Source organism: Aeromonas sp. S13(2024) (assembly GCF_041402405.1).
Taxonomy (GTDB): domain Bacteria; phylum Pseudomonadota; class Gammaproteobacteria; order Enterobacterales; family Aeromonadaceae; genus Aeromonas; species Aeromonas veronii.
On record NZ_JBGLRA010000001.1, the window covers coordinates 165,267 to 188,896 of the forward strand.

Below are 23,630 nucleotides of genomic sequence, written 5' to 3' on the forward strand. Positions count from 1 at the left end.
CAAGAGGCGCGTTACGCTCGGGTCTGAACAGGGGGGAACTAGGCGACCACCTCCGCAACCGGCGCGTTGCGCTCAGATCTGAACAGAGGGAAGTAGCGGCGATCCGCCTGACTCATGTGGCCGACTACCAGCTCCTGAATGATGAAGTTGAGCAGCTCGTCGTTGCCCAGCGTCCCCGCTTTGGCAGCGTGCAGCAGTTGGCTTGCTTTGTTGAGCAGGCGCTGGTGATCCTGACGGTGGCTGACGAGTTCCTGATAGTCGATCTCCGCCAGCATCTGCTCTTCAAAGGCGAAATGGTGACGAGCCATGTCGAACAGGCTCTCCAGACTCTCCAGAAACGGGGCCGGATCCTCGTGCTGATCTTTCATCCGCTCCAGCAGCCGGTTGGTCAATACGAAGAGCTGGCGATGCTCGGCATCGATGCGCGGGTGACCGCACTCGTGGCCGGGTTGCCACAGCAGTGCCCCCTGCTCGGGATCAAGGCCCTCGGTAAAGAGGCAGACCCGGCCGCGGCCGCGATTCTTCGCCTGATACATGGCCTGATCGGCGTGGTGCATCAGCGTCTTGGCATCCTCCCCGTGCTCGGGATAGAGCGCCAGCCCGATACTGCTGGAGATAAGCAGCTCCTGCCCCTCCAGCTGGAACGGATGGCGCAGCTGCTGGTGCAGCTTGTCGGCCACCGCCAGCACTTCGTCGCCACTATCCGGCAGCAAGATAACGAACTCGTCGCCCCCCAGCCGTGCCACCAGATCCTGTTTGCGCACGCAGTGGCTCATCCGCTCGGCCACCATATTGAGCAGAATATCCCCGGTCTCATGGCCGAAGGTGTCGTTGATCGGCTTGAAGTGATCGAGATCGATAAACATCAATGCCAGCGGACGGGGCGTCTCCTGCTCCATCAGCTCCTTGAGCCGTTGCTGCAGCAAGCGGCGATTGGGCAGCCCGGTGAGGGGGTCGTAGAAGGCGAGGCGGCGCATCATCTCCTCTCGCGCTGCCCGCTCGGTGATATCCCGGGTGACCCCGAGGATCGCCTCCGGCTGGGCGTTGTGGTTGCCATGGAGGGTGGTGATGGTCTCGGTCGCCACCAGATGGCCATCCTTGTGGCGCAACTGGGTGCGAATGACCCGGCGAGTCTGGTCATGTTCCCCCCGCTGCCAGGCCTCCAGGGTGGCGGAGATCTCCTCGCGCAGCAGTTGCCTTGAGGCATCCGGCAGCAGCTGTTTGAGGGGCAGGGCAAACAGCTCGGGGGCCTCGTAGCCGCTCAGAGGAGTGATGGCCGGGCTGACGTAGCGAAAGCGCAAGCTGGCGGCATCCATGGTCCAGATTACATCGGCGCTGTTCTCCGCCACGAAGCGGTAGTGTTGCTCGCTCTGGGCCAGTTCACGGGTCAGCCGCTGGCGATCCCGCGCCTCCTGGCGCAGGCGCAGATAGAGGTGCAAGAAGATGCCGAGCAGGGTCATCAGGGTAAAGGTGATGAGCATGGCCACCGCCACGCTCTTGTCGAGCAGCTGCCGTTGCTGGCGCAGCCGCTCCTGCGCCGGGTCGTAGATAAAGCGGTCGAGGTTGGGCAATACCGTGAGCATGCCCGCCTCCAGATAGGTTTTGGCGATCTGCAGCCAGCGCTCCTGCTGCATGTAGCCAGGTTCGATCAGATCCGGCTGCATCAGCTCTCTGGTTTCACGAGCCTCGAACTCCAGCTGTTCACGGCCAGCCCCGGTCGGGTACTGCTCCATGATGAGGTTGATCATCTCTTCGGGGTGGTCCATCGCATAGCGCCACCCCTTGAGGCTGGCCTGCTGGAAGGCGTAGACCCGATCCTGTCGGGTGATCAGCTCCCGCTCGGAGGTAAACAGGTTGTCGCCGTAGAAGTCGAAGTCGATGGTGCGCGGACTGAAGACCCGATAGGGGATCCCTTTTTGTTGCAGATAGAAGGGCTCGGTAGTGCTGTAGGCGCTGATGGCATCCACCTTGCCCGCCAGCAGTGCCTCTATCCCCTGTTTATAGGGGAGGGTGACCCAGTCGCGGCTGCGGGTCTGGTTGGAAAGGTAGGTCAGCAGCTCGTTGGAGCCCGGCTCCAGCATCAGTCGCTTGTTGGCCAGATCGGCCGGGTTGCGAATATCTGGCCTATCCAGCGTGAGCAGAACCAGCGGCGAGTGCTGCAGCAGGGCGGCGAGCACCACCACCGGACGACCGGCAGCCCGATCCAGCAGCAGATCACTGCCGCTGATGCCAAACTGGGCCTTTCCCGAGATCACCTCGTTGACCACATCGGTGCGGGAGTCCGCTTCGCGCAGGGTGACATGCAGACCGGCCTCCCGATAAAACCCTTTGGCGATGGCCGCGTAGTAACCGGCAAACTGGAACTGGTGTTGCCACGGCAACTGGACGATGACCTGCTCGCCGGCTCGCACGGGGGAAGAGGTCAGGGTCGCGATGACCATACTGACCAGCATTGGCATAAACCAGCTGAGGGGCTGGCGGGGGGCTGCGTTCTCCGTCATACAACGTTTCTCTCGGGAGCGGTGTCTAGGCTAGATTCAAGCAATTTTGTGTCACCTGCAAGGGGAGAAAAGGCGTTTGCAATGGGGTATAGGGGGGTTGGAAAGTCATTTTTGTGTCGTTCATCACACGGGATGGATACATGCCGTTTTTTGCAAGTTATGTGACCAATAAGAGAGTCATATGGCCTATCGAAGTGGTCGCATTCTAGCCACTTTTTCCCGTTTTTATCGTTGTCATTGTAGCTTGACTGCATTTTTTCCGTGGTTGCACGTCAAGCTGTGTCGTTATATCAATAGATACTTTTATGGGGCGGTCAGGTGTGACGCAAATGTATCGCGGCTGCTGCGCACCGGTTAATGTGCGATGGCTCAGTGATGGTACCCCGTCAGTGTTATCATGCTGCCCCCAGTTCCGGATAAGGTCTTTTTATGTCCCGCTTGCGTCTGCTTGTCTCCGACTCTCACGATCCCCTGTTCAATCTGGCCGTTGAGGAGTGCATCTTCCGCCAGATGGACCCCGGCCAGCGGGTGCTGTTCCTCTGGCGCAATGCCAATACCGTGGTGATTGGCCGTGCCCAGAACCCGTGGAAGGAGTGCAATACCCGCCGCATGGAAGAGGACGGGGTCACCCTGGCGCGCCGCAGCAGCGGTGGTGGCGCCGTGTTCCACGACCTTGGCAACAGCTGCTTCACCTTCATGGCGGGCAAGCCGGAGTATGACAAGAGCGTCTCCACCGCCATCGTGCTGGACGGGCTCAAGCGATTGGGGATCGAGGCGTTTGCCTCCGGTCGCAACGATCTGCTGGTGGCGACCCCGGACGGGGAGCGCAAGGTATCGGGGTCGGCCTATCGGGAGACTCAGGATCGCGGGTTCCACCACGGCACCCTGCTGCTGGACGCCGATCTCGGCCGCCTTGCCAACTACCTCAACCCCGACCCCAAGAAGCTGGCGGCCAAGGGGATCACCTCGGTGCGCAGCCGGGTGGCCAATCTGTGCGAACTGCAGCCGGGGATCGACCATCAACAGGTGAGCGAGGCGCTGCAGGAGGCCTTTTTCCATCATTACGGCGCGCGAGTTGAGCCCGAGCATATCTCCCCGGAGCAGATGCCGGATCTGCCCGGTTTTGCCGAGACCTTCGCCCGTCAGCGCAGTTGGGAGTGGAACTATGGTCATGCCCCGGCCTTCAGCCATCTGCTGGAGGAGCGGTTCAGCTGGGGCGGGGTGGAGCTGCACTTTGATGTGGAGAAAGGGGTCATCACTCGGGCGCAGCTCTTTAGCGATACTCTGGAGCCGGCCCCGTTTGATCTGCTGGCGGCCGAACTGGCGGGTTGCGGCTATCGGCCGGACGCTGTCGCCGCGCGCTTGCAGCCCTGGCTGGCGGCCTTTCCGCAGCAGCAGAGCGAGCTGGCGGAGTTTGCACGGTGGCTGTTGGCCTCCCTGCGTTGAGGGGGCGCTGTGCTGATGGTGGTCCGTTAGTGAGGGCGCTGTCAGCCAGGATGGGAGCAAGATCACGAAATATAAAGAGGCGCCTCAAAGGCGCCTTTTTGCCAGCCCTTGTGATGACTGATACATGACAAAAAGTAGGGTAGGCCATTAGATATTGTCACTGTCGGCCCTGCTGCCTCAGGGGTATAACGGCCGCACATTTGCTGTACTAATGGTATAAAAATGAGTGACTTAGTTTATCTGCAAGACGAAAGCGTCAATGCCGTCCATCCCGATTTCTCCGCCCGTTTCGCCAGCGTCAAAGCCAACTTTTTCTCGCGTAATCCCGATCTCTGGCCCGTTTTTCGCGAACCCGGATTTGCCACCCTCAATGAATTTCGGGCCCGTGGTCTGGCGCCGGATGCCCGCCTGAACGCCTGGCCTGATGGCCGTGCCCGCCTGGCCGATCTCTGCGAGACCATGCCGGTGCCCGCCACCATGCGTACCCCGGGCGAGCCGATGGCCGAGCTGCTGTTTGCCGCCGCGCTGTCGAAGGATTGGGAGAACCCCTCCAGCGTCGAGAACGTCATCACCATGTCGGCGGACCCCGCTATCTATGGCGCCCAGCTGGGTATTCTGGCCAACCCCAATCTGGTCTACTCCGAATACGCCGGAGTGGCCGAGGAGCTGGAGAAGAAGGTGGTGCGCCAGATAGCGCTGCTGGCGGGTTACGACCCGGCTCGCGCCACCGGCATCTTCACCCAGGGGGGGACCTTTTGTAACCTCTACGGCTACCTGCTCGGCATTCGCAAAACCTTGCCGGAGGCCAAGCACAAGGGGCTCGGCCACTATCAGGATTACCGCATCATCAACTCCCAGGGCGGTCACTACTCCAACATCACCAACCTCTCCCTGCTCGGGGTCGATATCGAGAACAAGACTATCCGCATTCAGGTCGGCGAGAACAACGACATCGATCTCGACCATCTCGAGCGCACCCTGACCGCCTGTTTTGCCCTCAAACACGTGGTGCCCACCATCATGCTCACCATGGGCACCACCGACACCTTCGGGGTGGATCAGGTGAAACCCGTGTTCGAACTGCGCAATCGCTTGTGCGAGCAGTTTGAGGTGGCGGTCAAACCCCATATCCACGTCGATGCCGCCATCGGCTGGTCGATGATCTTCTTCCTGGGTTACGACTTTGCCGTCAACCCGCTCGCCATCAACAGCGCAACTCTTGCGGGGATCGAGCGCAACGTGGCGCGCTTTGCCGAGCTCAAATATGCCGACTCCTTCACTGTCGACTTCCAGAAGTGGGGTTATGTGCCCTACACCTCCAGTCTGGTGATGATCAAGGATCAGGATGACCTCAAGGCGATGGAGAACGACCCGGAGAACTTCTCCTACTTCGAGCGGGACATTCAGGGCCAGACCCACCTGCAATCCACCATCGAGTGCTCCCGCGGGGCGAACGGTTTGTTTGGCGCCTATGCGGCGCTCAACTATATGGGAGTGGAGGGGTATCGTATCGTGCTGGCCCACTGCCTGCAAAATGCCAACTACTTCCGCTATCGCCTGAGTCAGCTTGGCAACGTCAAGCTGGTGGCGCATGAGAATCAGGGGCCGAGTGTCGGCTTCAAGATCTACAACCCCGAGTGGGTGAGCGATCCGGAGGCCGAATTCGCCTTCGAGCTGGCCCGCTCCAGCGACCCTGCCTACAAGGCGCGGCTGCAGCGTAACACCGACTACCACCGCAGCCTGTTCAAGGGGCGCGGCAAGGTGGGGCTCTACACCAACTGGGTGGAGGCGGTGGCCCACTCCGACTACGATGCCCGCGGCAAATACTCCTACATCGCCGGGGAGAAGGCGGTCTTTATGAATCCTGCCTGCACTCGCGAGCAGATCGACGCCTTTATCGACCATATTCGCGGTTGATGTTGGGCACCCTGGCTGCTGGGCGTGGCTAGTGGCGGCAGATCAAGAGTACGAACAAAGGGCAAGCCGGTTGGCTTGCCCTGCTGTTTTAACGACGGTATGCGATAGCGATGGAAAAGGCCGGGTTCAGAGTGCTAGCAGTTGCTCGTTCTCGACAATCTCGCACCCGGCGGGCAGTTTCGAGAGGGCGATCATGGCGCGGGCCACCTGACGGGCCTCGATGGCGCGCCAGCGGGCGAGCTTGCCCACCAGCAGCGGCCGAAACAGCGGATAGATGGTCTGAAAGATCTGCTCGGAGAGGCGCGGTGGCTGGCGATCTCCGAGCAGCATAGCGGGGCGTACGATGGCGAGCCGTGGCCAGGATTGGGCCAGCAGGGCCTGCTCCATCTCCCCCTTGGTACGCGGATAGAGAGCCGGGGACGATGCACTGGCCCCCATGCTCGAGACCACGATCAGCCGCTGACAGCCGTGGCGGCGGGCAAGATCGGCAAAGGCGACCACATAGTCGAGATCGACCCGGCGAAACGCCTCGGCAGAGCCCGCCTCCTTGCGGGTGGTGCCGAGGGCACAGAAGGCGATATCGACCGGGCGGGAGAGGGTGACGCTGGCCAGATCATCAAAATTGACCGGCAGCCAGTGGTGTGCATCCTTGCCCGGCTTGCGACAGAGCAGGGTCAGTTCATGTTCGGCAGGCAGTTGCTGCACCAGTTCGCGACCGATCAGGCCGCTGGCTCCGGCAATCAGGATCCGGCTCATGGGGATTCTCCCTGTGTCATTCGATGGTGTTGATGCCATGGTGGCTGCTCATCAGCATCAGGCAATTTGCGAGCAGCTGCAATGGGGGAGATGACACTGTATCCCCTGACAGGATCAAGGGCAGGATGAATTACGCGGGGCTGGATAAAACAAAACCGGCGCGAGGCCGGTTTTGCGGGATATCAGAGCGGGGTATTGAAAGCTGCTGGCAGCGGGAAGTCACCCGTCACTGTGGTCAGCCTGTCATTGGCGAAGGTGACAGTGAGCTCTTTGCGCTCCTTGTCGCCGTGGCCCGGCTGGAATTCATAGAGGTAGTACCAGGTGTTGGGGTCAAAGCCGTCACGCAGCATGGGGGTCCCCAGTACATAGCTGACCTGCTCGCGGGTCATCCCCTGGCGCAGTTTGTCGACCTGTTTTTGTTCCACATAGTTGCCTTGGGGAATATCGATACGATAGACCAGGCTGCAACCGGAGAGGGTGAGGGCGGTCAAAGCCGCGGCAATCAGGTGTTTCATCCGCATATCGAGTTCAGATCATCCATACAGTCTTTTTGGCTCGGCAAATCATACCGACTCCCTCCACGGAAGTAAAAAGCCATTGATCCATCAGCCAATAAAAAGGGCCGCACTGCGACCCTTTCTGGCAATCCGGCTGCTGTCACATCGCCGCGCGGAAGATGGCAACGATCTCTTCGTGGCTCGCCTGTTTCGGATTGGTGAAGCCGCAAGCATCTTTCAGGGCGTTGCTGGCCAGGGTATCGAAGTCATCGGCCTTGACGCCGAGCTGCTCCAGACCGGCCGGGATCTTCACATCCAGCGCCAGTTGCTTGATGGCGGCAATGGCAGCGGCGGCGCCCTGCTCATCGTTCATGGCGCTCACATCCACCCCCATGTAGCGGGCGACATCCTTCAGACGAGCCGCGCTCACCTGGGCGTTGAACGCCTGAACGTGGGGCAGCAGCACGGCGTTGCATACACCGTGGGGCAGGTCGTAGAAACCGCCCAGCTGGTGGGCCATGGCGTGCACATAGCCCAGGCTTGCGTTGTTGAAAGCCATGCCGGCCAGGAACTGGGCGTAGGCCATCTGCTCGCGGGCATGCAGGTCATCGCCATGGTGAACGGCGGTGCGCAGGTGCTTGGCAATCAGCTCGATGGCCATCACGGCGCTGGCATCGGTCACCGGGGTGGCGATGGTGGAGACATAGGCTTCGATGGCGTGGGTCAGGGCATCCATACCGGTGGCGGCGGTGAGACCCGCTGGCTTGGCCAGCATCAGCTCGGGGTCGTTGACCGACATCAGCGGGGTAACGTGCTTGTCGATGATGGCCATTTTCACGTGGCGCGCTTCGTCGGTGATGATGCAGAAGCGGGTCATCTCGGAGGCGGTACCGGCGGTGGTGTTGATGGCGATAAGCGGCAGTTGCGGTTTGGCGGAGCGATCCACCCCTTCGTAATCCTTGATGCTGCCACCGTTGGCGGCGACCAGCGCGATACCCTTGGCGCAGTCGTGGGGCGAGCCGCCACCCAGCGAGATGACGCAGTCGCAGCCGTTGGCCTTGATCATGGTCAGACCCGCTTCAACGTTGTTGGTGGTGGGGTTGGGTTTGGTCTCATCGAAAACTGCGCTTTCAATGCCATGTTCAGCCAACAGGGTGATGAGCTTGGCGACCACGCCGATCTGGTTGAGGATTTTGTCGGTGACGATCAGTGCCTTGCGATAGCCGTAACCCTTGATATCGGCGGCAGCCTCTTGCAGACAGCCGGCACCCATCAGGTTGATAGCGGGAATATAGAACTTGAATGTAGCCATGATGGACTTCCTATAGTTAGCCATTAAGTGGTATTTGAGAGCTAGGCTACCATCTAGAAAGGGATACAAAAGCATCTTGTTTACAACTTTACGGGGTCGATCACGAGTCGTTAATTAAGCGCTGAACCAGGCTTGACTTTCCCGCATCTGACTCGATTTGAAGAAAAACGTTTGTCAATTATTTCATTGAGTTAGCAAACGTTTTGCGCAATGTTTGTCACTGTCAATGCGTGGAAGTGTGAGGCGCTTCAAGGAATTGGAAAGCGCTTTCGACCATAGTTGGCGCCTCCCCGAAGAGGGGGGTAAAGGCTTGAAAGTATCATAAAGAATCATCTTAACTTGTGCCCTGACCATGCTGGCAGGGGGCAACCAGGAGTCCAATATGTCTGATGTATTTCACTTGGGTTTGAAGAAAGCGGATCTGCAAGGCGCCACCCTGGCGATCGTCCCCGGTGACCCCGAGCGCGTGAAGCGTATCGCAGAGCTGTTGGATAACCCGGTGCACCTGGCCAGCCATCGTGAATTCACTACCTGGCGCGGCGAGATGGACGGCAAGGCCGTGATCATCTGCTCTACCGGTATCGGTGGCCCGTCCACCTCCATCGCGGTAGAAGAGCTGGCCCAGCTGGGCATCCGCACCTTCCTGCGTATCGGCACCACCGGCGCCATCCAGCCGCACCTGAACGTGGGTGATGTGATCGTGACCACCGGCTCCGTGCGCCTCGACGGTGCCAGCCTGCACTTTGCACCGATGGAGTTCCCGGCTGTTGCCGACTTCGACTGCACCACCGCGCTGGTGAACACCGCCAAAGAGATGGGCTCCAAGCTGCACATCGGTGTGACTGCCTCCTCTGACACCTTCTACCCGGGTCAGGAGCGTTACGACACCGTATCCGGCCGCGTCGTGAGCCGTTTCCAGGGTTCCATGAAAGAGTGGCAAGCCATGGGCGTGCTGAACTATGAGATGGAGTCCGCAACCCTGCTTACCATGTGCTCCAGCCAGGGTCTGCGTGCCGGTATGGTGGCTGGCGTTATCGTCAACCGTACCCAGCAAGAGATCCCGAACGCCGAGACCATGGCGAAGACCGAATCTGATGCCATCAAGATCGTACTGGGCGCTGCCCGCAAGCTGATCTGATAGCACCACAAAGAGTGGGGGGTGGGGGCCGTTGCGAAAGCGCGGCCCCTATCTTTATCCGCCGTTTACCGCCTTTCCTCTCCCGTCACCCCTTTCACTGATCCCGTCGCACTCGCGCTGTTTGTCTCTACTGATTGCCTCTAAAACGGCGCTGGACAGCGCACTTGCATCGGCTCGCCGCTCACCGGATGAGTAAAATCCAGCTCGCTGGCGTGCAGCATCAGCCGCGGCGCCTGTTCGCAGCCGGGCGGCAGCAAGCCACCATAGAGATCGCAGCCGAGAATGGGGTGGCCCAGCAGCTGACTGTGGATGCGCAGCTGATGGGTGCGGCCGGTCTCCGGCACCAGTCGTACCCGGGTCAAAGGCACGGTCTGCCCCTGCATCTGCAACTCCAGCCGCTCAATCACCTGATAGCGGGAGCGGGCGGGTTTGCCGCTGGCAGCGCAAATCTTCATCAGCGGAAAGAGGGCCGGATCCTTGGCGATGGGGGCGTCGATAACTCCTTCGTCGTCAATCAGATGACCGCACAGCAGGGCGCTGTAGGCCTTGCTCACCGCCCGCTGACTGAACTGCTGGCAGAGCAGGGCATTGATGGCCTTGTTTCTGGCCACCACCATGATGCCTGAGGTGCCAAAATCGAGGCGATGCACCAGGGTGCAGCCGGGGTAATCCTGCACCAGTCGATAGTGCACCGAGTCGAGGTTCTGTGGATTTTTGCCCGAGAGGCTCAGCAGGCCGCTCGGCTTGTTAATGAGCAGCAGATGCTCATCCTCGAACAGAACCTCGATGGTGGCATTGCAGGGCGGGGCAATAAAGGTGTCGACGATAACGGACATAGGGGGCATGGGCAGAAAACGGGGGGCCATCATACCCAAGTGGCGGGTAAGGCGCTAATCGGCGTAGCGGATACGCTCGCCACACCATCCCCTCATTGCGGCCTGCTGCTGGCCGGCTGTGACAGTGCGAAGGTAACTGATTGAAAAAAATCAGGAACCGTTTTGTGACCCCCTCCCGAGTTCAGCCGCTGCGAGCTTGCTAAGGTAGGGCTCCCTTTGATGTTGTAAGGAGTCTCTCCATGGCACTGCCCGTTATTCTTGATTGTGATCCCGGCCACGACGACGCCATCGCCCTTATTCTGGCGCTGGCCAGCCCTGAACTGAACGTGCTGGCGGTCACCACCAGTGCGGGCAACCAGACGCCGGACAAGACCCTCAAGAATGCCCTGCGCATTCTCACCCTGCTGGGACGTGACGATATTCCGGTGGCGGCGGGGGCGCCGAAACCGCTGGCCCGGGAGCTGATCATCGCCGACAACGTTCACGGCGAATCGGGTCTCGATGGCCCCAAACTGCCGGATCCCGCCTTTGCACCGCAGGCCATGACGGGGATCGAGCTAATGGCCAGATCTCTGCGCGAGAGCCCGGAGCCCGTGACTCTGGTGCCGACCGGGCCGCTGACCAATATCGCCCTGCTGCTGGCGGCTCATCCCGAGCTCAAATCCAAGATTGCTCGCATCGTGCTGATGGGGGGAGCCGCAGGGGCCGGCAACTGGACGCCGGCCGCGGAATTCAATATTTATGTGGACCCGGAAGCGGCCGATATGGTCTTCAAGTCGGGCATTCCCATCACCATGTGCGGCCTCGATGTGACCCATGAGGCGCAGGTGATGGATGAGGATATCGAGCGGGTGCGCGCCATCACCAATCCGGTGGCCCAGTGCGTGGCCGGGCTGCTCGACTTTTTCATGATCTACCATCGGGATCCCAAGTGGGGATTTGCTGGTGCACCGCTCCACGACCCCTGTACCATTGCCTGGTTGCTGGCTCCCGAGCTGTTCCACGGGGTCGAGTGCCGGGTCGATATCGAGACCCGGGGTGAGCATACCGTGGGGATGACGGTGGTGGACCGCTACGGTCTCTCCGGCAAGCCAGCCAATGCGCTGGTATTGTTGGGGCTGGATCGTCCGGGCTTTATCGATCTGCTGGTGACGCGGCTGCGGGCGTTTGACTGAGCGCCGGTTCATTTTTGCAAGAAGGGGCGGGGAATGTGGAAGAGAGGCTTGGTGCTGCTGGCCGGGTTGCAACTGACAGGCTGTGCGACGCCATTCGAGCGGATGTGGCAGGGGCTGGCGACCTGTGAATTTACCGATCTCTATGTGGATGAGACGGGCAGGCCCGCCAATCTACAACTGGCCAACTACACCCCCTACAAGGTGAGTGACGGCTTTGCCTGGTACAAGGTGCACGAGGAGCTGCACGGCTTGCCGGTAGTCGGCTTTATCGTGCCCGCTTCCAGCTTCGAAGTGCATGCCCTCTTTGTCGATACTCCCATCGCCAATGCCCGCCGGTTGACCCACAACGCCTACGGCAGCGAGTTTGGCGACGAGCAGAAGCATGACGAGGGCTTAGCCCCTCTGCTTTTGCGCGATCCCAACAACCCCAAGCGCTCCATCATCGACTGCACCCGCGGCGAGTCTGACGGGGAGCTTGAGGATTCGGCCATGCCCTAGTAGGGCCACCTGTCACGCCATCGGCCTGAAAAAAGAGGGGCCAGCCTTGCCGGCTGGCCCCTCTTTTTTATTGTTGCTTAGCGCCCTGATCAGGGATAGCTCAGCGCCTCCTTGATAAGCGGCAGTTGAGCCTTGATCCATGCCGGATTGCAATAGGTTCCCCAGTCGCAGGCCTGACTCGACATCATTTCAGGGATAGCTCAACGTCTCTTTGATAAGCGGCAGTTGAGCCTTGATCCACGCTGGGTTGATGGGGCCCCAGTCGCTGATGCGGTAGTGTCCCTGCAGGTGGCGAGCCCCCTCGGTCTGCTCGAAGGCGCAGCTGATGTCGAGCTCGGCCAGCGCCGTCAGGGTATCTTGCGCGGTGCGGCGCGGCATGCCGGTTGCCTCCATGATGGCAGGCACCGTATCTGTGCCCTGACTGATCAGCCAGGCCACGTAGAGCCGCCGGTAGAAGCTGGTGCGGGTCTTGCTCGGCTCGCTCATAGCTCGTCCTCAAGACGATCGAAGTAGCGCCAGGTCGCAATGGCTGCTTTGCCCATCACCAGCGCCCAGAGGCCGAACCAGAACCAGCGGAAGAAGCTCCAGGTGGAGGCGTCAGGCTCGGTACTCTCAATCTTGGTGACGTTGGGGAACATGGAGAACATGTTCACGCGCCAGCCGTAGGAGGTAATGATGGCCAGGCGTTTCTCGAACTCCATCGACTTGGCCTTGGCCTGCACGTCGGCGGCGTTGAACTTGAAGTAGAAGGGCCAGCCCCACTCGGTATCTTCATTGCGAAACACCCGGATCTTCTCGCCGGGGCGCTCGGTGTAGATGTAATAGACGTCGGTGGTGGGGCCGTCAGCCGGGTTCTTCTGGCTGATGGGGCCATCCTTGTCGGTGCGCTTCACCTCGACCCCGGTGATGGTGGCGATGGTGTGCTCCGGCAGGTAGTAGTCGAGCCAGGCGGCGGAAATGAGGGCGATGAGCCCCAGGGCGATAAAAGCGGGTTTCTTGAATCTCAGGCTCATGGTGTGCTCACGTGAGGGGGAGTAACGTGCCTCTACCATACCGATATTTGACAGGGCAGCCCAGCCCCTTATGGCGCCACAAGCCAAAAAATGGCGTTTAAAACAGAGACAAAGCCATTGCCACACAAACGAGAACGATTCTGTGTACGTCAGTGCTGGGTCAAATCTAGATTGCCTGCAAGTTCAGTGACTATTGAGAAATGGCACTTTCGTCTAATGCGGAAAGGGTTGATGACAGAGCATCACGAGTAGGAGTAGGGTTTGGAAAACAGACACACTTGTAGTCATTAAGAGAGAATCTCTCCGATGTGCTGTCTCGTGGGGATTGCAAGAAGAACGCGGAGAATTTCTGGCCCTGTTTCAGGGCCAGAAATTGAGCCTTGTTTACTGCTTGTAGCCCTTGAGGAAGCGGGCGAGGCGGCCGATGGCATCTTCCAGCTCCTCTTCGCGGGGCAGGAACACCAGCCGGAAGTGATCCGGTGCCGGCCAGTTGAAGCCGGTGCCCTGTACCAGCAGCAGCTTTTCCTGTTGCAGCAGGTCGAACACCATCTTCTGATCGTCGCGGATGTCATACACCTTGGGGTCGAGGCGCGGGAACATGTAGAGCGCCCCCTTGGGTTTGACGCAGGAGACCCCGGGGATCTCGTTCAAGAGCTCCCACGCCTTGTCCCGCTGCTTGCGCAGGCGGCCGCCCGGCAGGATCAGTTCGTTGATGCTCTGGTAGCCGCCAAGCGCAGTCTGGATGGCGTGCTGCATCGGCACGTTGGCACACAGCCGCATGGAGGCCAGCATCTCCAGCCCTTCAATGTAACCGCGGGCACGGCCTTTGGGGCCGGTGATGACCATCCAGCCCTGACGGAAGCCGCAGGCACGGTAGGCCTTGGAGAGGCCGTTGAAGGTCACCACCATCACATCGTCACACAGGGTGCAGACGCTGGTGTGGGAGATATCGTCGTAGAGGATCTTGTCGTAGATCTCGTCGGCGAAAATGATGAGGTTGTGCTGGCGGGCTATCTCGATCACTTCCAGCAGGAACTCGCTGCCGTAGACTGCACCGGTCGGATTGTTGGGGTTGATCAGTACCAGGCCGCGGGTGCGCGGGGTAATGCGGGCGCGGATATCGTCGAGATCCGGGTACCAGTCAGCCCCTTCGTCGCAGCGATAGTGCACCGAATGGCCACCGGAGAGAGTGACGGCGGCGGTCCAGAGCGGGTAGTCGGGGGAGGGGACCAGCATCTCGTCGCCATTGTTGAGCAGCGCCTGCATCGCCATCACGATCAGCTCGCTGGCGCCATTGCCGATATAGATGTCATCGATATCGACCTTGCGCATCCCTTTTTGCTGGTAGTACTGCATCACCGCTTTACGGGCAGAGAACAGCCCCTTGGAGTCGCAGTAGCCCTGGCTCAGCGGCATGTTGAGGATCACATCCTTGATGATCTCTTCCGGCGCATCAAAGCCGAACGGGGCCGGGTTGCCGATGTTGAGCTTGAGAATGCGGTGGCCTTCGTCTTCGAGACGGCGAGCCTCTTTATGCACCGGGCCGCGGATGTCATAGCAGACATCGTCGAGCTTGTGCGACTTGTCGATTGTGAACATGGTGACAGTGATTCCTTCCCCACAGGGACGCGTTGGCGAAAAAGGCGATTTTTAGTATCAAATTTCTTTTCCCCTATTCTTCACAGAATTGAATGCTAGAACAATCCTCTTTTTAGAAGAATTCCCTGATTTTTAGCCCTAAAACAGGGTTGCTAGAACGTTAAATTCAGCACGATCTTTGGTGCTAACCAAGGTTAACTAGTGAAACATGGGGAACGAATTAACAATGCTGCCTGACTGTGTTGCAATATCCGGATCCTGTGGCACGATTGGCTTGTGTAAAAAATCGTCTTCGTCCCCCTTTTCGATGAGTTGAATGGCACTCATGGTGTCATCTTTATGTGGTTCGCTCATCGGTCTTCACTTCTGCGAGGTTTTCCCATGCAAGCACCCGTTCCAGGCCGCTATCGCCACTTCAAGGGGGGGTACTATCAAGTGCTTGCCCTGGCTCTGCATACCGAAACCCAGGAGCAGCTGGTAATTTATCAATCCGAGCAGGATGGTCAGGTCTATGCCCGTCCCGTCGCCATGTTCATGGAGTGGATTGAGCATCAGGGGCAGGTTGTCAGCCGTTTTGCCCCGACAGGAGACTGACCACGCCTCCGTTTTTATCGCTCAAGGGATGAGCACTCGAGCTAAATGGTGTCACAAGTTGTCGCATGACGCCCTTGGGCATGAGACGTGCAGCCAGCTGTCTTAATGATAAATCCCTTATCTAATCAACCAATTGTGACGAATGTCACATTCAGTGAGCCCTGTCTGCCGGGTTCGCAATCTGGACTCACACTCCCATAATGCTGCGCTTGTTCAAGCATGGGCCCTTCTCGGGTCTTGTTCGGTGTTATCTCAAATGGGAGAAATAATGTGAAACCTGTTGCTGCTGAGTTTATGGGCACTTTCTGGCTGGTATTGGGCGGGTGCGGCAGTGCCGTGCTGGCTGCAGCTTTCCCTCACGTCGGGATTGGTCTGTTGGGGGTCTCGCTGGCTTTCGGTCTGACCGTGCTGACCATGGCGTTTGCCATCGGCCATATCTCCGGTTGCCACCTCAATCCGGCCGTGACTGTCGGCTTGTGGGCGGGTGGTCGTTTTCCGGCATCCGGTGTACTGCCTTATATCGTGGCGCAAGTGCTGGGTGGCATTGCCGCCGCTGCCGTGCTTTACGTGATTGCCAGCGGTCAGGCCGGGTTTGATCTCTCTGCCGGTTTTGCTTCCAACGGCTACGGTGAGCACTCTCCGGGTGGTTACAGTCTGACTGCCGCACTGGTGTGCGAAATGGTGATGACTGGTTTCTTCCTGTTCGTCATCATGGGCGCCACCGATAGCCGTGCGCCTGCCGGTTTCGCGCCGATCGCCATCGGTCTGTGCCTGACCCTGATCCACCTCATCAGCATTCCGGTGACCAATACCTCGGTCAACCCGGCCCGCAGTACCGGTGTTGCGCTGTTTGTCGGTGACTGGGCTATCAGCCAGCTGTGGCTGTTCTGGGTTGCCCCGATTGTCGGTGCCATTCTGGGTGCGCTGGCTTATCGCCTGGTGGCGACTGAGCAGAAGTAATCATTTGCGAAACAAAGTGTGGTATCGACACGCCTGCGGGCGTGTTTTTTGTTTCTGGAGGGGCGAGAAAAGAGCATTAACCGAGGCTAACCTCAGAGCCCTTTGGCCTGCAGCATCTCTTTGTAGCGCAGGTGGAGGAGCTGGACGCGCTCCACATAGGCACGGGTTTCCGCATAGGGCGGGATACCGCCATGTTTTTGTACGGCGCCTGCGCCGGCGTTGTAGGCCGCGGTCGCCAGCGCCACGTTGCCGTCATACTGCTTGAGCAGTCCCGCCAGGTATTTCACTCCGCCGAAGATATTCTGCTCCGCCAGCAAGGCATTGCCGACCCCCAACTCCCGCGCTGTGGCGGGCATCAGCTGGGTCAGACCCATCGCCCCCTTGCGGGAGACCGCAAGCGGATTGAAAGCGGATTCCGCATGGATCAGCGCCCGGATCAGCGCCGGCTCAACCTGATAGGTTTTGGCGGCCGCCTTGATGGTGCTGGCATAGTCATAGAGAAACAGCCCTGTGGTCTGCCAGTTGACGCTGGATTTGGGGTCGCAGGCGAAGCAGTCGTTGAACAGCAGCAGCTCGTAATGGCCCTCTTCGGGCGCCATGTCGGAGTAGCGAACCACCCCGTTTTGTTGCACCGATTTATAGACCTGGATCTGCTTCTTGCCGTTGGTGGCGACTGCCGTCGTTTGAGCTGTGTCGGGTTTTGGGACGGGAGTGGCATCTTTGACTGGACGCAAGGGGGAGGGAGCGGCGGTCAGGAAGATCACCTCCGCGGGGGGGGGAGTCTGGCTCAATCCGCTCAGGGGGATCAACAACATATGGCCTGCCAGCATCCATGCTTTCAACCCTAATACTCCTTCTTGTGATGACCATGTTGAGTAAAGCATCATGACGAGGGCAGAACAAGCGGCCAACAGAGGGCAAATGATCCGATTCGGTGACCGGGATCAAAGTATCCGCCGCAATAAAGGATTGTCATCATAAAGCACGGTTTTAGCCGTCAGTCGGTGGGTCATGGCCTCTTCCACCGGGTAAGCAAGCTGCCCATGACGTCCGCTTTTTTGTTGACGAAAGGCATGCTATCGTGCTGGCGTCATGTGGTCGGATTAGCGCACCGTATCTGGCACTAATAACTGATTATCAAAGGATTTGTCTGTGACAAGCAAGCTGGCGATGGAACTCACTTTCGAAGAGTACTGCGACGCCGACCTCTCCCTTATCAGGGACTATTACGAGACGACGTTTTCCCACTATGTGCCGGATCTGGCCGAGCGGATCTTTGTCGTGCGTGATGCTCACTGGCTGGTGGGGGCGGTACGGTTGCGGGACGAGGAGGAGTTTTACCATCTGTGCGGCTTTCGCCTGTTGCCCCACTACCAGTCGCTGGGATTGGGATCTCGGCTGTTGCAGCACGCCTGTCACGGTCTGTTGGACAAACCTGTGGTCTGTCAGGCGCTACCCTTCGAGAAGCCTTTCTATCTCAAGGCCGGGTTTGCCGATATGCCCCTCAATCAATTGAGCGGGTCGCTCTTCTCCCTCTACGAGCGGCAGCAGCAGCAGGGTTATCAGGTGGAGCTGCTGGTACGGGATACCACCCAGCCCCTCCTGAATTGAGCGGTTTAGCGGGGTTTGGTCAGCAGGTGGATCTTGCCCGGTGACAGCTCCAGCCCCAGCAGATTCTCCTTCAGCCAGGCCTGATCCGGATCCTTGTCATTGAGTTTGTAGACCGGTTTGGTCTCGAGCCGCTTCTCCATGCTCTGCAGCAGCATGTTGAGCATCAGCCCGAATTTTTTCTCGGCCGCCTCCGGCTCCAGCTTGTACTCCACCAGCTTCATGTTATCGAGAAACAGGGCGCTCTGGTTCTTGTCATAGCGGGGTCTCGCCTCATAGGTCATCTGCAGGCGGGCGTCATATTCGGTATTGTCTGGCAGGGCGATTTTGAGCTTGCCCTTGCCATAGACCCGGGCGGTATCGGGGCGTTGGCGACCGATTTGGACGTCGCTCTGCTCAAGCGTCACATGGGCCTTGATGATGCCCGGCAGCTCCAGCTGTTTGTCGACTTGCACCTGAGATTGCAGGTACTGGTTTATCTGTTGCTCATTGATGTCATATGAGCCTTGGCCTAGCATGGCCAGGCTGAGCAGCATAGATTGCAGGATCATGCGTGCGACCTGATAGAATGGATTTGCCTTACAGCATACCATCCCGGCCGGTTGGGGTCTGCCCACCGCGCTGTTTGTCGATTAGAAGGAGTCCCCGTTGTTTAACGGTCTGGAACACGATCTCCAACTGCTGTTTTCCCGTTTTCTGGGTTGGCTGCTACTGCTTTTTCATACCGTGATTGTCACCGGTGTGTCGTTTCGGGTGGTGATGAAACGCCGTCCCATCGGGGTGTCGCTGGCCTGGCTGGCGCTGATCTATGCCATTCCGTTTGCCGGGGTGGGCTTCTATGTGCTGTTTGGTGAAATAAAGCTGGGGCGCCGCCGTGCCGAGCGGGCACAGGCCATGTATCGCCCTTATGCGATCTGGATCCGCCAGCTGGCCCGTCTGTTCCCGCAGCACTGCTGCGAAGTGGGCGCCAAAGCACAGCCGCTGCACGATCTCATCCAGGGACGGCTCGCCATGCCGATGCTCTCCGGCAACCGCATGACCTTGCTCAACAAGCCGGACTGGATCTTGCGCGAGATTGCCCAGGATATCCGTCGCTCGACGCTCTCCTGCTATCTGGAGTTCTATATCTGGCATCCGGGCGGCGATGCCGACGAGGTGTGCGAGGCGCTGATTGAAGTGGCGCAACGCGGCGTGGATTGTCGCTTGCTGCTAGATTCGGTGGGCAGTAAACAGTTCTTCCGCTCCCACTGGCCCAAAAAGCTGCGCAAGGCGGGGGTCAAGTTGGTGGAGGTGCTGCCGGTCGGCGCCTGGCGCATTCTGTTCCAGCGTCAGGATCTGCGGATGCACCGCAAGCTGGTGGTGATCGATGACAGGGTGGGTTACACCGGCTCCATGAACATGGTGGATCCCCGTTTCTTCAAGCAGGATGCAGGGGTCGGCCAGTGGGTCGACATCATGATCCGGGTGCAGGGCCCCATGGTGCCGCTGATGTGGTCGATCTTTGTCTGGGACTGGGAGATGGAGACCGGCGAGCGGCTGCTCGACAGTCTGCAGCATGAGCCGGAGGCCTGGCCCCAGACCAACTACCGCGCCCAGCTGATCCCGTCCGGCCCCTTCGTCGGCGGCGACTGCATCCAGCAGAGCCTGCTGCTGGCCATCTATCAGGCGCGCAGCCATCTGGTGCTGACGACCCCTTACTTTGTACCCGACGATCCGTTGGCAGCCGCACTCAGTTCGGCAGCGGCGCGCGGAGTGCAGGTGCAGCTGGTGTTGCCGGCACGCAATGACTCCATCATGGCCAATTACGCCTGCAACGCCTTTATGGAGGAGCTGCTGGCGGCCGGGGTGGAGATCTACCGCTACGATGCCGGTCTGCTCCATACCAAGAGCGTGCTGGTGGATGATGACTTCGCGCTGGTGGGGACGGTCAATCTGGATCGGCGCAGCCTCTGGCTCAACTTCGAGGTGACCCTGTTGGTGGATAACCCCTCGTTCGTGGCCCAGATGACCCGGTTGGTACAGGGCTATATGGCGGAAGCCACCCCGATGACCCTGGCCCAATGGCAGGCCCGCCCCTGGTACAAGAAGGCGATGGAGAACATCTTCTATCTCTTCAGCCCCTTGCTGTGATGCTGTTGCGAGCCGCAAGAAAGTGGACTCGCCATCTGATTGGACTTGCCTAGCCCCGAGTCCGCCCCGTAGAGTGCAGAGACAACTCCCTGGAGACACATGGATATATGAAAAAGATAGTGGCCCTCGCCGTGGGTGCGGCACTGGTAGGTGGTGGTCTGGCCGCGTGCTGGTACACGGGCAACAGCTTCGACAACATCATGGCGGAACAGATCGCCAAGGTGGAGAAAGAGAGCGGGCTCGACATGCAGTGGCTGCCGGGTAGCAGCAACCTCTTCACCCGTGACGGGATCCTGAAGGTCGTGGTGACGCCGGAGGAGCTGGCTGCCATCGACAGCGAGCTGGAGGGCAGTCAGCCCATCGAGCTGCAACTGGTGGTCAAGAGCCAGATCCTGCCGCTCTACATCAAGAGCCACTTCCTGCTCGATACCCATAATGGCACGCTAGCGCCGGTCTTTACCGCACTGGGCATGGAGCAGTGGGAACTCGGTCTGGAGTCGGTCACCAGTCTCTGGACCCAGGGTAACAGCAGCCGTTTCTGGGCCAATGAATTCAAGATCAAACAGGGGCTGGACGAGTTCAGCTTCCTGCCCCTGAGCGGCGAGTTCCACGGCAATCTGGAGGGGAATGGTCACCTCACCATGACCTGGCAGGGGATGACGGTCCATGAAGAGCAGAGCAAGATGGACTTGGTGCTGGCCGACCTGAAAGGGAGTGCCGACATTGCCGAGATCAGCGGTGTGCTCCTCTCGCCCCAGAGCGAGATGACCCTCTCGGCCCTCACGGTGCAACTGCCTGACAGCGTCAAGGTCGCCCTGCAGGGGATGACCACCGAGACTCAGCTGACCGGTGATGATGCCCAGACCCTCTCCAGCAGCTATCAGATGAAAATTGCCAAGCTGGATCTGGAGAACGAGACCGACACCCTGGCGGTGACCGACAGCAAGTTGGCGCTCAACCTCAACGGTCTGGATCTGGAAGGGTATCAGGGGCTGCAGGCAGCCGGTGGCAAGGGAGTTGAAGATGCCGCCATCCAGCAGGCGCTGGACAAGATGCTCAAACGTGGTGCGACCCTTGAGCTGGCCGATCTCAGCGCCAAGCTCAACGGTGAGGCGGTGGCCATGAAGGGGGACGTGAAGCTGGCCTCTACCTCGCTGGAGCAGCTGTTCAACAGCGACGCGGGGATGCAGGCCCTCTCCGGCGTGCTGCATGCCAGCCTCAGCGACAAGTTGGGCAAGGCGGTGCCGCAACTGGCCCCCATGCTCGATCAGCTGACCCTGATGGGTTATCTGAAGGCCGACAAGCAAGCGCTGACCTCCGAGCTGAAGCTGGAGAAGGGCGCGGTGACGGTAAACGATCTGCCGCTCTGACACTCGGCGCAAAAACAACAACGGCTCCCGCGGGAGCCGTTGTTGTTTCTGGCGTTTGCATACGGGCCGTGTGGGCGAATTACTTGAAGACCACCGTCTTGTTGCCGTAGACGAACACCCGCTCGTTCAGTACCAGCTCCAGCGCGCGGCTCAGCACCGATTTCTCCACATCCCGACCCGCCTTGGCCATGTCGTCCGCACTGAAGGCGTGACCGACGTGGATCACGTCCTGCTCGACGATGGGGCCTTCATCCAGATCGTCGGTCACGAAGTGGGCGGTGGCGCCGATCAGCTTGACGCCGCGATCAAACGCCTGCCGGTAGGGGCGGGCACCGATGAAGGCGGGCAGGAAGGAGTGGTGGATGTTGAGGATCTTGCGCGGGTAGGCCTCGACGAAGCTCGGGGTCAGCACCCGCATGTACTTGGCCAGGATCACATAGTCAGGCTCATAGCTGTCGATGATGGCGCGAACCTGCTCCTCATGCTCTGTCCGGCTCAGACCCTCGTGACTGACGGTGTGGAACGGGATATCGAACTTGCCGGTGAGCTCGGCCAGGGTGTCGTAGTTGCCGATCACCGCGACGATATCCATATCCAGCGCGCCCGCGTAGTTCTTCATCAGAATATCGCCGAGGCAGTGGGTCTCTTTGGTCACCAGGATGACGATGCGCTTCTTGCCCGCCTTGACCAGACGGCGTTGGGCTCCGGTGGGCAGGGCATCATCGAGGTCGGCCAGCAGGGTCTCGTCGTTGAAGCGCCCCTCCAGCTCGGTACGCATGAAGAAGCGGCCATTCTCGTGATCCACAAACTCATCGTTCTTGATGATGTTGAGCTGGTGCTTATAGCAGATGTTGGTGATCTTGGCGATGAGCCCTTTGGCATCCGGGCAATCCGTGAGCAGTATTTTCTTTTCCATCTCTGTCATTTTCCGTTTGTGGTGTTGGCGCTGCTGTCTGCGCCGGCAGCGTTGTTCAGGCTCTCTTTTCGGGCCCTATTTTTTGGTTTCGGGAACTATGCCATAAACCGATCCGAGCCATAAAGAAATTCGCCAGTCATGGTCTTTCGCGCTGGCGAGCAGGCCGCAGAGCGGGATCCCGGGCGCAATGTTGAAACGCTTTTCAGCCTGCGGGGGATTTTGGCTGGTATCTGCAACCGTTTTTCTTTAGGCTGTCTGCGCTTATTCTCAGGGCGGGGTGCAATTCCCCACCGGCGGTATCCCGATTGACTCGGGGAGCCCGCGAGCGCCCGACTTGGCTGATTGCCAGGTCGGGGTCAGCAGATCCGGTGAGATGCCGGAGCCGACGGTCATAGTCCGGATGAAAGAGGATAAGACAGACCTTGCCGTGTTGGCCCTTGTGGGCTGGCCGCTGCATGCCCGTCTCTGTCTGCCTTTCCATGCCCTGATTCTGGTCCTTGTCTTGTTTAGGAGTTTTACCATGAATCAGTCTCTACTCAGAGAATTCGGTGATCCCGTTGCCCGTGTCGAAGCGGCGCTGTCTGCCTTGCGTGCCGGAGGCGGCGTGCTGGTGGCCGACGATGAAGATCGGGAGAACGAGGGCGACCTCATTTTCGCCGCCCAATCCATGACCAATGAACAGATGGCGCTGATGATCCGCGAGTGCTCCGGCATCGTCTGCCTCTGCCTGCCCGACGAGCGGGTTCGCCAGCTCGAACTGCCGATGATGGTGGAGGCCAACTCCAGCCACTACCAGACCGCCTTTACCGTGACCATCGAAGCGGCGCAGGGGGTCACGACCGGTGTCTCGGCGGCTGATCGCATCACCACCATCCGTGCAGCCATCGCAGACGGCGCCAAACCGGGTGATCTGCACCGTCCGGGTCATGTTTTCCCGTTGCGTGCGCGAACCGGTGGGGTGCTTACCCGCCGGGGTCATACCGAAGCGACGGTCGATCTGATGCAGCTGGCTGGCCTCAAACCGTTTGGTGTGTTGTGTGAATTGACCAAAGAAGATGGCTCGATGGCGCGTCTGCCAGACCTGGTTGCGTTCGGTCGCAAGCACCAGATGCCGGTGCTGACCATCGAGGATCTGGTGCAATATCGTCAATTGTTGTCAGAACGTACAGCCTGAGCCTCATACGAAATTGTAATAAGGCAAAAATTTGGTTAACCTTTGTCCGTGCCCCCACCACACGGCACTCATTTTTTAGACGAATCTGGACAAAAACTGTTCATTCAAAAAAAAATGAGGGTTTTAATGCATTTATCTGTGGTGGGGACTATGCAAAGTAGGATTTTTTTGTGCCATAATCACGCCGCTT

The 23,630-nt window shown here is 59.4% G+C and carries 22 protein-coding genes and 1 riboswitch; of the genes, 11 read left to right on the forward strand and 11 right to left on the reverse strand.

Annotated features, from left to right (window positions below; genetic code table 11):
• Nucleotides 1-38: 38 nt before the first annotated feature.
• Nucleotides 39-2,501, reverse strand: coding sequence for a diguanylate cyclase domain-containing protein (locus tag ACB042_RS00780; RefSeq protein WP_371177579.1), 2,463 nt, complete (start codon nucleotides 2,499-2,501; stop codon nucleotides 39-41).
• A 429-nt stretch (nucleotides 2,502-2,930) separates the two neighbouring features.
• Between ACB042_RS00780 and ACB042_RS00785 the strand changes: the two genes are divergently transcribed.
• Complete coding sequence (locus ACB042_RS00785; RefSeq protein ID WP_371177580.1) at nucleotides 2,931-3,947, forward strand: lipoate--protein ligase A; 1,017 nt, start codon at nucleotides 2,931-2,933, stop codon at nucleotides 3,945-3,947.
• A 222-nt stretch (nucleotides 3,948-4,169) separates the two neighbouring features.
• The gene (locus ACB042_RS00790; RefSeq protein ID WP_371177581.1) at nucleotides 4,170-5,864 is read left to right on the forward strand and encodes an aspartate aminotransferase family protein; all 1,695 of its coding nucleotides are present in this window, start codon (nucleotides 4,170-4,172) and stop codon (nucleotides 5,862-5,864) included.
• Nucleotides 5,865-5,990: 126 nt separating this feature from the next.
• On the opposite strand, the gene ACB042_RS00795 is transcribed toward ACB042_RS00790, so the two are convergent.
• The 3 genes from ACB042_RS00795 to yiaY all read right to left on the reverse strand — a co-directional run bounded on the left by ACB042_RS00795 (nucleotide 5,991) and on the right by yiaY (nucleotide 8,429).
• Nucleotides 5,991-6,620 carry an NAD(P)H-binding protein gene (locus ACB042_RS00795; protein ID WP_371177582.1) on the reverse strand — a complete coding sequence of 210 codons (630 nt, stop codon included), beginning with the start codon at nucleotides 6,618-6,620 and terminating at the stop codon, nucleotides 5,991-5,993.
• Between the two features lie 182 nt (nucleotides 6,621-6,802).
• A complete protein-coding gene (gene bamE, locus ACB042_RS00800; protein ID WP_005337980.1) occupies nucleotides 6,803-7,141 on the reverse strand; it encodes an outer membrane protein assembly factor BamE in 339 nt (112 codons plus the stop codon).
• A 136-nt stretch (nucleotides 7,142-7,277) separates the two neighbouring features.
• Nucleotides 7,278-8,429: an L-threonine dehydrogenase gene (gene yiaY, locus ACB042_RS00805; protein ID WP_371177583.1), complete on the reverse strand. Its 1,152-nt coding sequence runs from the start codon at nucleotides 8,427-8,429 to the stop codon at nucleotides 7,278-7,280.
• 382 nt (nucleotides 8,430-8,811) lie between these two features.
• Here yiaY and udp point away from each other — a divergent pair, with 382 nt between their 5' ends.
• The gene (udp, locus tag ACB042_RS00810) at nucleotides 8,812-9,567 is read left to right on the forward strand and encodes a uridine phosphorylase (RefSeq protein ID WP_005337975.1); all 756 of its coding nucleotides are present in this window, start codon (nucleotides 8,812-8,814) and stop codon (nucleotides 9,565-9,567) included.
• 140 nt (nucleotides 9,568-9,707) lie between these two features.
• On the opposite strand, the gene ACB042_RS00815 is transcribed toward udp, so the two are convergent.
• On the reverse strand, nucleotides 9,708-10,403 hold the full coding sequence (locus ACB042_RS00815; protein WP_371177820.1) for an RluA family pseudouridine synthase: 696 nt from the start codon (nucleotides 10,401-10,403) through the stop codon (nucleotides 9,708-9,710).
• A 239-nt stretch (nucleotides 10,404-10,642) separates the two neighbouring features.
• Between ACB042_RS00815 and rihA the strand changes: the two genes are divergently transcribed.
• Both rihA and ACB042_RS00825 read left to right on the forward strand, forming a co-directional pair.
• Nucleotides 10,643-11,578 carry a pyrimidine-specific ribonucleoside hydrolase RihA gene (gene rihA, locus ACB042_RS00820; protein ID WP_371177584.1) on the forward strand — a complete coding sequence of 312 codons (936 nt, stop codon included), beginning with the start codon at nucleotides 10,643-10,645 and terminating at the stop codon, nucleotides 11,576-11,578.
• A 33-nt stretch (nucleotides 11,579-11,611) separates the two neighbouring features.
• Nucleotides 11,612-12,076: a hypothetical protein gene (locus tag ACB042_RS00825; protein ID WP_371177585.1), complete on the forward strand. Its 465-nt coding sequence runs from the start codon at nucleotides 11,612-11,614 to the stop codon at nucleotides 12,074-12,076.
• Nucleotides 12,077-12,265: 189 nt separating this feature from the next.
• On the opposite strand, the gene ACB042_RS00830 is transcribed toward ACB042_RS00825, so the two are convergent.
• The 3 genes from ACB042_RS00830 to ACB042_RS00840 form a co-directional block, all read right to left on the reverse strand.
• Nucleotides 12,266-12,562: a helix-turn-helix domain-containing protein gene (locus ACB042_RS00830; protein ID WP_005337957.1), complete on the reverse strand. Its 297-nt coding sequence runs from the start codon at nucleotides 12,560-12,562 to the stop codon at nucleotides 12,266-12,268.
• Entirely contained in the window at nucleotides 12,559-13,089 is a 531-nt protein-coding gene (locus tag ACB042_RS00835) for a DUF1523 family protein (RefSeq protein ID WP_005350438.1), read from the reverse strand. The genes ACB042_RS00830 and ACB042_RS00835 overlap by 4 nt, the downstream gene beginning before the upstream one ends.
• 384 nt (nucleotides 13,090-13,473) lie before the next feature.
• On the reverse strand, nucleotides 13,474-14,688 hold the full coding sequence (locus ACB042_RS00840) for a pyridoxal phosphate-dependent aminotransferase (RefSeq protein WP_371177586.1): 1,215 nt from the start codon (nucleotides 14,686-14,688) through the stop codon (nucleotides 13,474-13,476).
• A gap of 381 nt (nucleotides 14,689-15,069) precedes the next feature.
• On the opposite strand from ACB042_RS00840, the gene ACB042_RS00845 reads away from it, so the two are divergent.
• Complete coding sequence (locus tag ACB042_RS00845; protein WP_115544111.1) at nucleotides 15,070-15,282, forward strand: DUF1653 domain-containing protein; 213 nt, start codon at nucleotides 15,070-15,072, stop codon at nucleotides 15,280-15,282.
• Nucleotides 15,283-15,552: 270 nt separating this feature from the next.
• The gene (gene aqpZ / locus ACB042_RS00850; RefSeq protein ID WP_019445956.1) at nucleotides 15,553-16,242 is read left to right on the forward strand and encodes an aquaporin Z; all 690 of its coding nucleotides are present in this window, start codon (nucleotides 15,553-15,555) and stop codon (nucleotides 16,240-16,242) included.
• A gap of 92 nt (nucleotides 16,243-16,334) precedes the next feature.
• Here aqpZ and ACB042_RS00855 read toward each other — a convergent pair whose 3' ends face one another.
• Complete coding sequence (locus ACB042_RS00855) at nucleotides 16,335-17,084, reverse strand: lytic transglycosylase domain-containing protein (protein ID WP_371177587.1); 750 nt, start codon at nucleotides 17,082-17,084, stop codon at nucleotides 16,335-16,337.
• A gap of 328 nt (nucleotides 17,085-17,412) precedes the next feature.
• On the opposite strand from ACB042_RS00855, the gene ACB042_RS00860 reads away from it, so the two are divergent.
• Nucleotides 17,413-17,853: a GNAT family N-acetyltransferase gene (locus ACB042_RS00860; RefSeq protein WP_041980377.1), complete on the forward strand. Its 441-nt coding sequence runs from the start codon at nucleotides 17,413-17,415 to the stop codon at nucleotides 17,851-17,853.
• A 5-nt stretch (nucleotides 17,854-17,858) separates the two neighbouring features.
• On the opposite strand, the gene ACB042_RS00865 is transcribed toward ACB042_RS00860, so the two are convergent.
• Nucleotides 17,859-18,401, reverse strand: a complete 543-nt coding sequence (locus tag ACB042_RS00865) for a DUF1439 domain-containing protein (protein WP_201298747.1) — start codon at nucleotides 18,399-18,401, stop codon at nucleotides 17,859-17,861.
• A 97-nt stretch (nucleotides 18,402-18,498) separates the two neighbouring features.
• Between ACB042_RS00865 and cls the strand changes: the two genes are divergently transcribed.
• Complete coding sequence (gene cls, locus ACB042_RS00870; RefSeq protein ID WP_005361740.1) at nucleotides 18,499-19,980, forward strand: cardiolipin synthase; 1,482 nt, start codon at nucleotides 18,499-18,501, stop codon at nucleotides 19,978-19,980.
• Between the two features lie 107 nt (nucleotides 19,981-20,087).
• Nucleotides 20,088-21,350, forward strand: a complete 1,263-nt coding sequence (locus tag ACB042_RS00875) for a DUF945 family protein (protein WP_236280901.1) — start codon at nucleotides 20,088-20,090, stop codon at nucleotides 21,348-21,350.
• A 79-nt stretch (nucleotides 21,351-21,429) separates the two neighbouring features.
• On the opposite strand, the gene purU is transcribed toward ACB042_RS00875, so the two are convergent.
• Nucleotides 21,430-22,266, reverse strand: coding sequence for a formyltetrahydrofolate deformylase (gene purU, locus ACB042_RS00880; protein WP_005344188.1), 837 nt, complete (start codon nucleotides 22,264-22,266; stop codon nucleotides 21,430-21,432).
• 259 nt (nucleotides 22,267-22,525) lie between these two features.
• A riboswitch (FMN riboswitch) is annotated at nucleotides 22,526-22,682 on the forward strand.
• A gap of 104 nt (nucleotides 22,683-22,786) precedes the next feature.
• Here purU and ribB point away from each other — a divergent pair.
• On the forward strand, nucleotides 22,787-23,440 hold the full coding sequence (gene ribB, locus ACB042_RS00885) for a 3,4-dihydroxy-2-butanone-4-phosphate synthase (RefSeq protein ID WP_371177588.1): 654 nt from the start codon (nucleotides 22,787-22,789) through the stop codon (nucleotides 23,438-23,440).
• Nucleotides 23,441-23,630: the final 190 nt, after the last annotated feature.

Excerpts from the sequence above, each read along its gene's own strand:
- ACB042_RS00815 (WP_371177820.1), bottom strand. The coding sequence starts at position 10,403 with ATGTCCGTTATCGTCGACACCTTTATTGCCCCGCCCTGCAATGCCACC.
- purU (WP_005344188.1), bottom strand. The coding sequence starts at position 22,266 with ATGGAAAAGAAAATACTGCTCACGGATTGCCCGGATGCCAAAGGGCTC.
- ACB042_RS00825 (WP_371177585.1), top strand. The coding sequence starts at position 11,612 with ATGTGGAAGAGAGGCTTGGTGCTGCTGGCCGGGTTGCAACTGACAGGC.
- ACB042_RS00845 (WP_115544111.1), top strand. The coding sequence starts at position 15,070 with ATGCAAGCACCCGTTCCAGGCCGCTATCGCCACTTCAAGGGGGGGTAC.
- rihA (WP_371177584.1), top strand. The coding sequence starts at position 10,643 with ATGGCACTGCCCGTTATTCTTGATTGTGATCCCGGCCACGACGACGCC.
- ACB042_RS00875 (WP_236280901.1), top strand. The coding sequence starts at position 20,088 with ATGAAAAAGATAGTGGCCCTCGCCGTGGGTGCGGCACTGGTAGGTGGT.
- ACB042_RS00830 (WP_005337957.1), bottom strand. The coding sequence starts at position 12,562 with ATGAGCGAGCCGAGCAAGACCCGCACCAGCTTCTACCGGCGGCTCTAC.
- yiaY (WP_371177583.1), bottom strand. The coding sequence starts at position 8,429 with ATGGCTACATTCAAGTTCTATATTCCCGCTATCAACCTGATGGGTGCC.
- ribB (WP_371177588.1), top strand. The coding sequence starts at position 22,787 with ATGAATCAGTCTCTACTCAGAGAATTCGGTGATCCCGTTGCCCGTGTC.
- ACB042_RS00795 (WP_371177582.1), bottom strand. The coding sequence starts at position 6,620 with ATGAGCCGGATCCTGATTGCCGGAGCCAGCGGCCTGATCGGTCGCGAA.
- ACB042_RS00790 (WP_371177581.1), top strand. The coding sequence starts at position 4,170 with ATGAGTGACTTAGTTTATCTGCAAGACGAAAGCGTCAATGCCGTCCAT.
- udp (WP_005337975.1), top strand. The coding sequence starts at position 8,812 with ATGTCTGATGTATTTCACTTGGGTTTGAAGAAAGCGGATCTGCAAGGC.
- ACB042_RS00835 (WP_005350438.1), bottom strand. The coding sequence starts at position 13,089 with ATGAGCCTGAGATTCAAGAAACCCGCTTTTATCGCCCTGGGGCTCATC.
- bamE (WP_005337980.1), bottom strand. The coding sequence starts at position 7,141 with ATGCGGATGAAACACCTGATTGCCGCGGCTTTGACCGCCCTCACCCTC.
- ACB042_RS00785 (WP_371177580.1), top strand. The coding sequence starts at position 2,931 with ATGTCCCGCTTGCGTCTGCTTGTCTCCGACTCTCACGATCCCCTGTTC.
- ACB042_RS00865 (WP_201298747.1), bottom strand. The coding sequence starts at position 18,401 with ATGATCCTGCAATCTATGCTGCTCAGCCTGGCCATGCTAGGCCAAGGC.
- ACB042_RS00780 (WP_371177579.1), bottom strand. The coding sequence starts at position 2,501 with ATGACGGAGAACGCAGCCCCCCGCCAGCCCCTCAGCTGGTTTATGCCA.
- ACB042_RS00860 (WP_041980377.1), top strand. The coding sequence starts at position 17,413 with ATGGAACTCACTTTCGAAGAGTACTGCGACGCCGACCTCTCCCTTATC.
- ACB042_RS00840 (WP_371177586.1), bottom strand. The coding sequence starts at position 14,688 with ATGTTCACAATCGACAAGTCGCACAAGCTCGACGATGTCTGCTATGAC.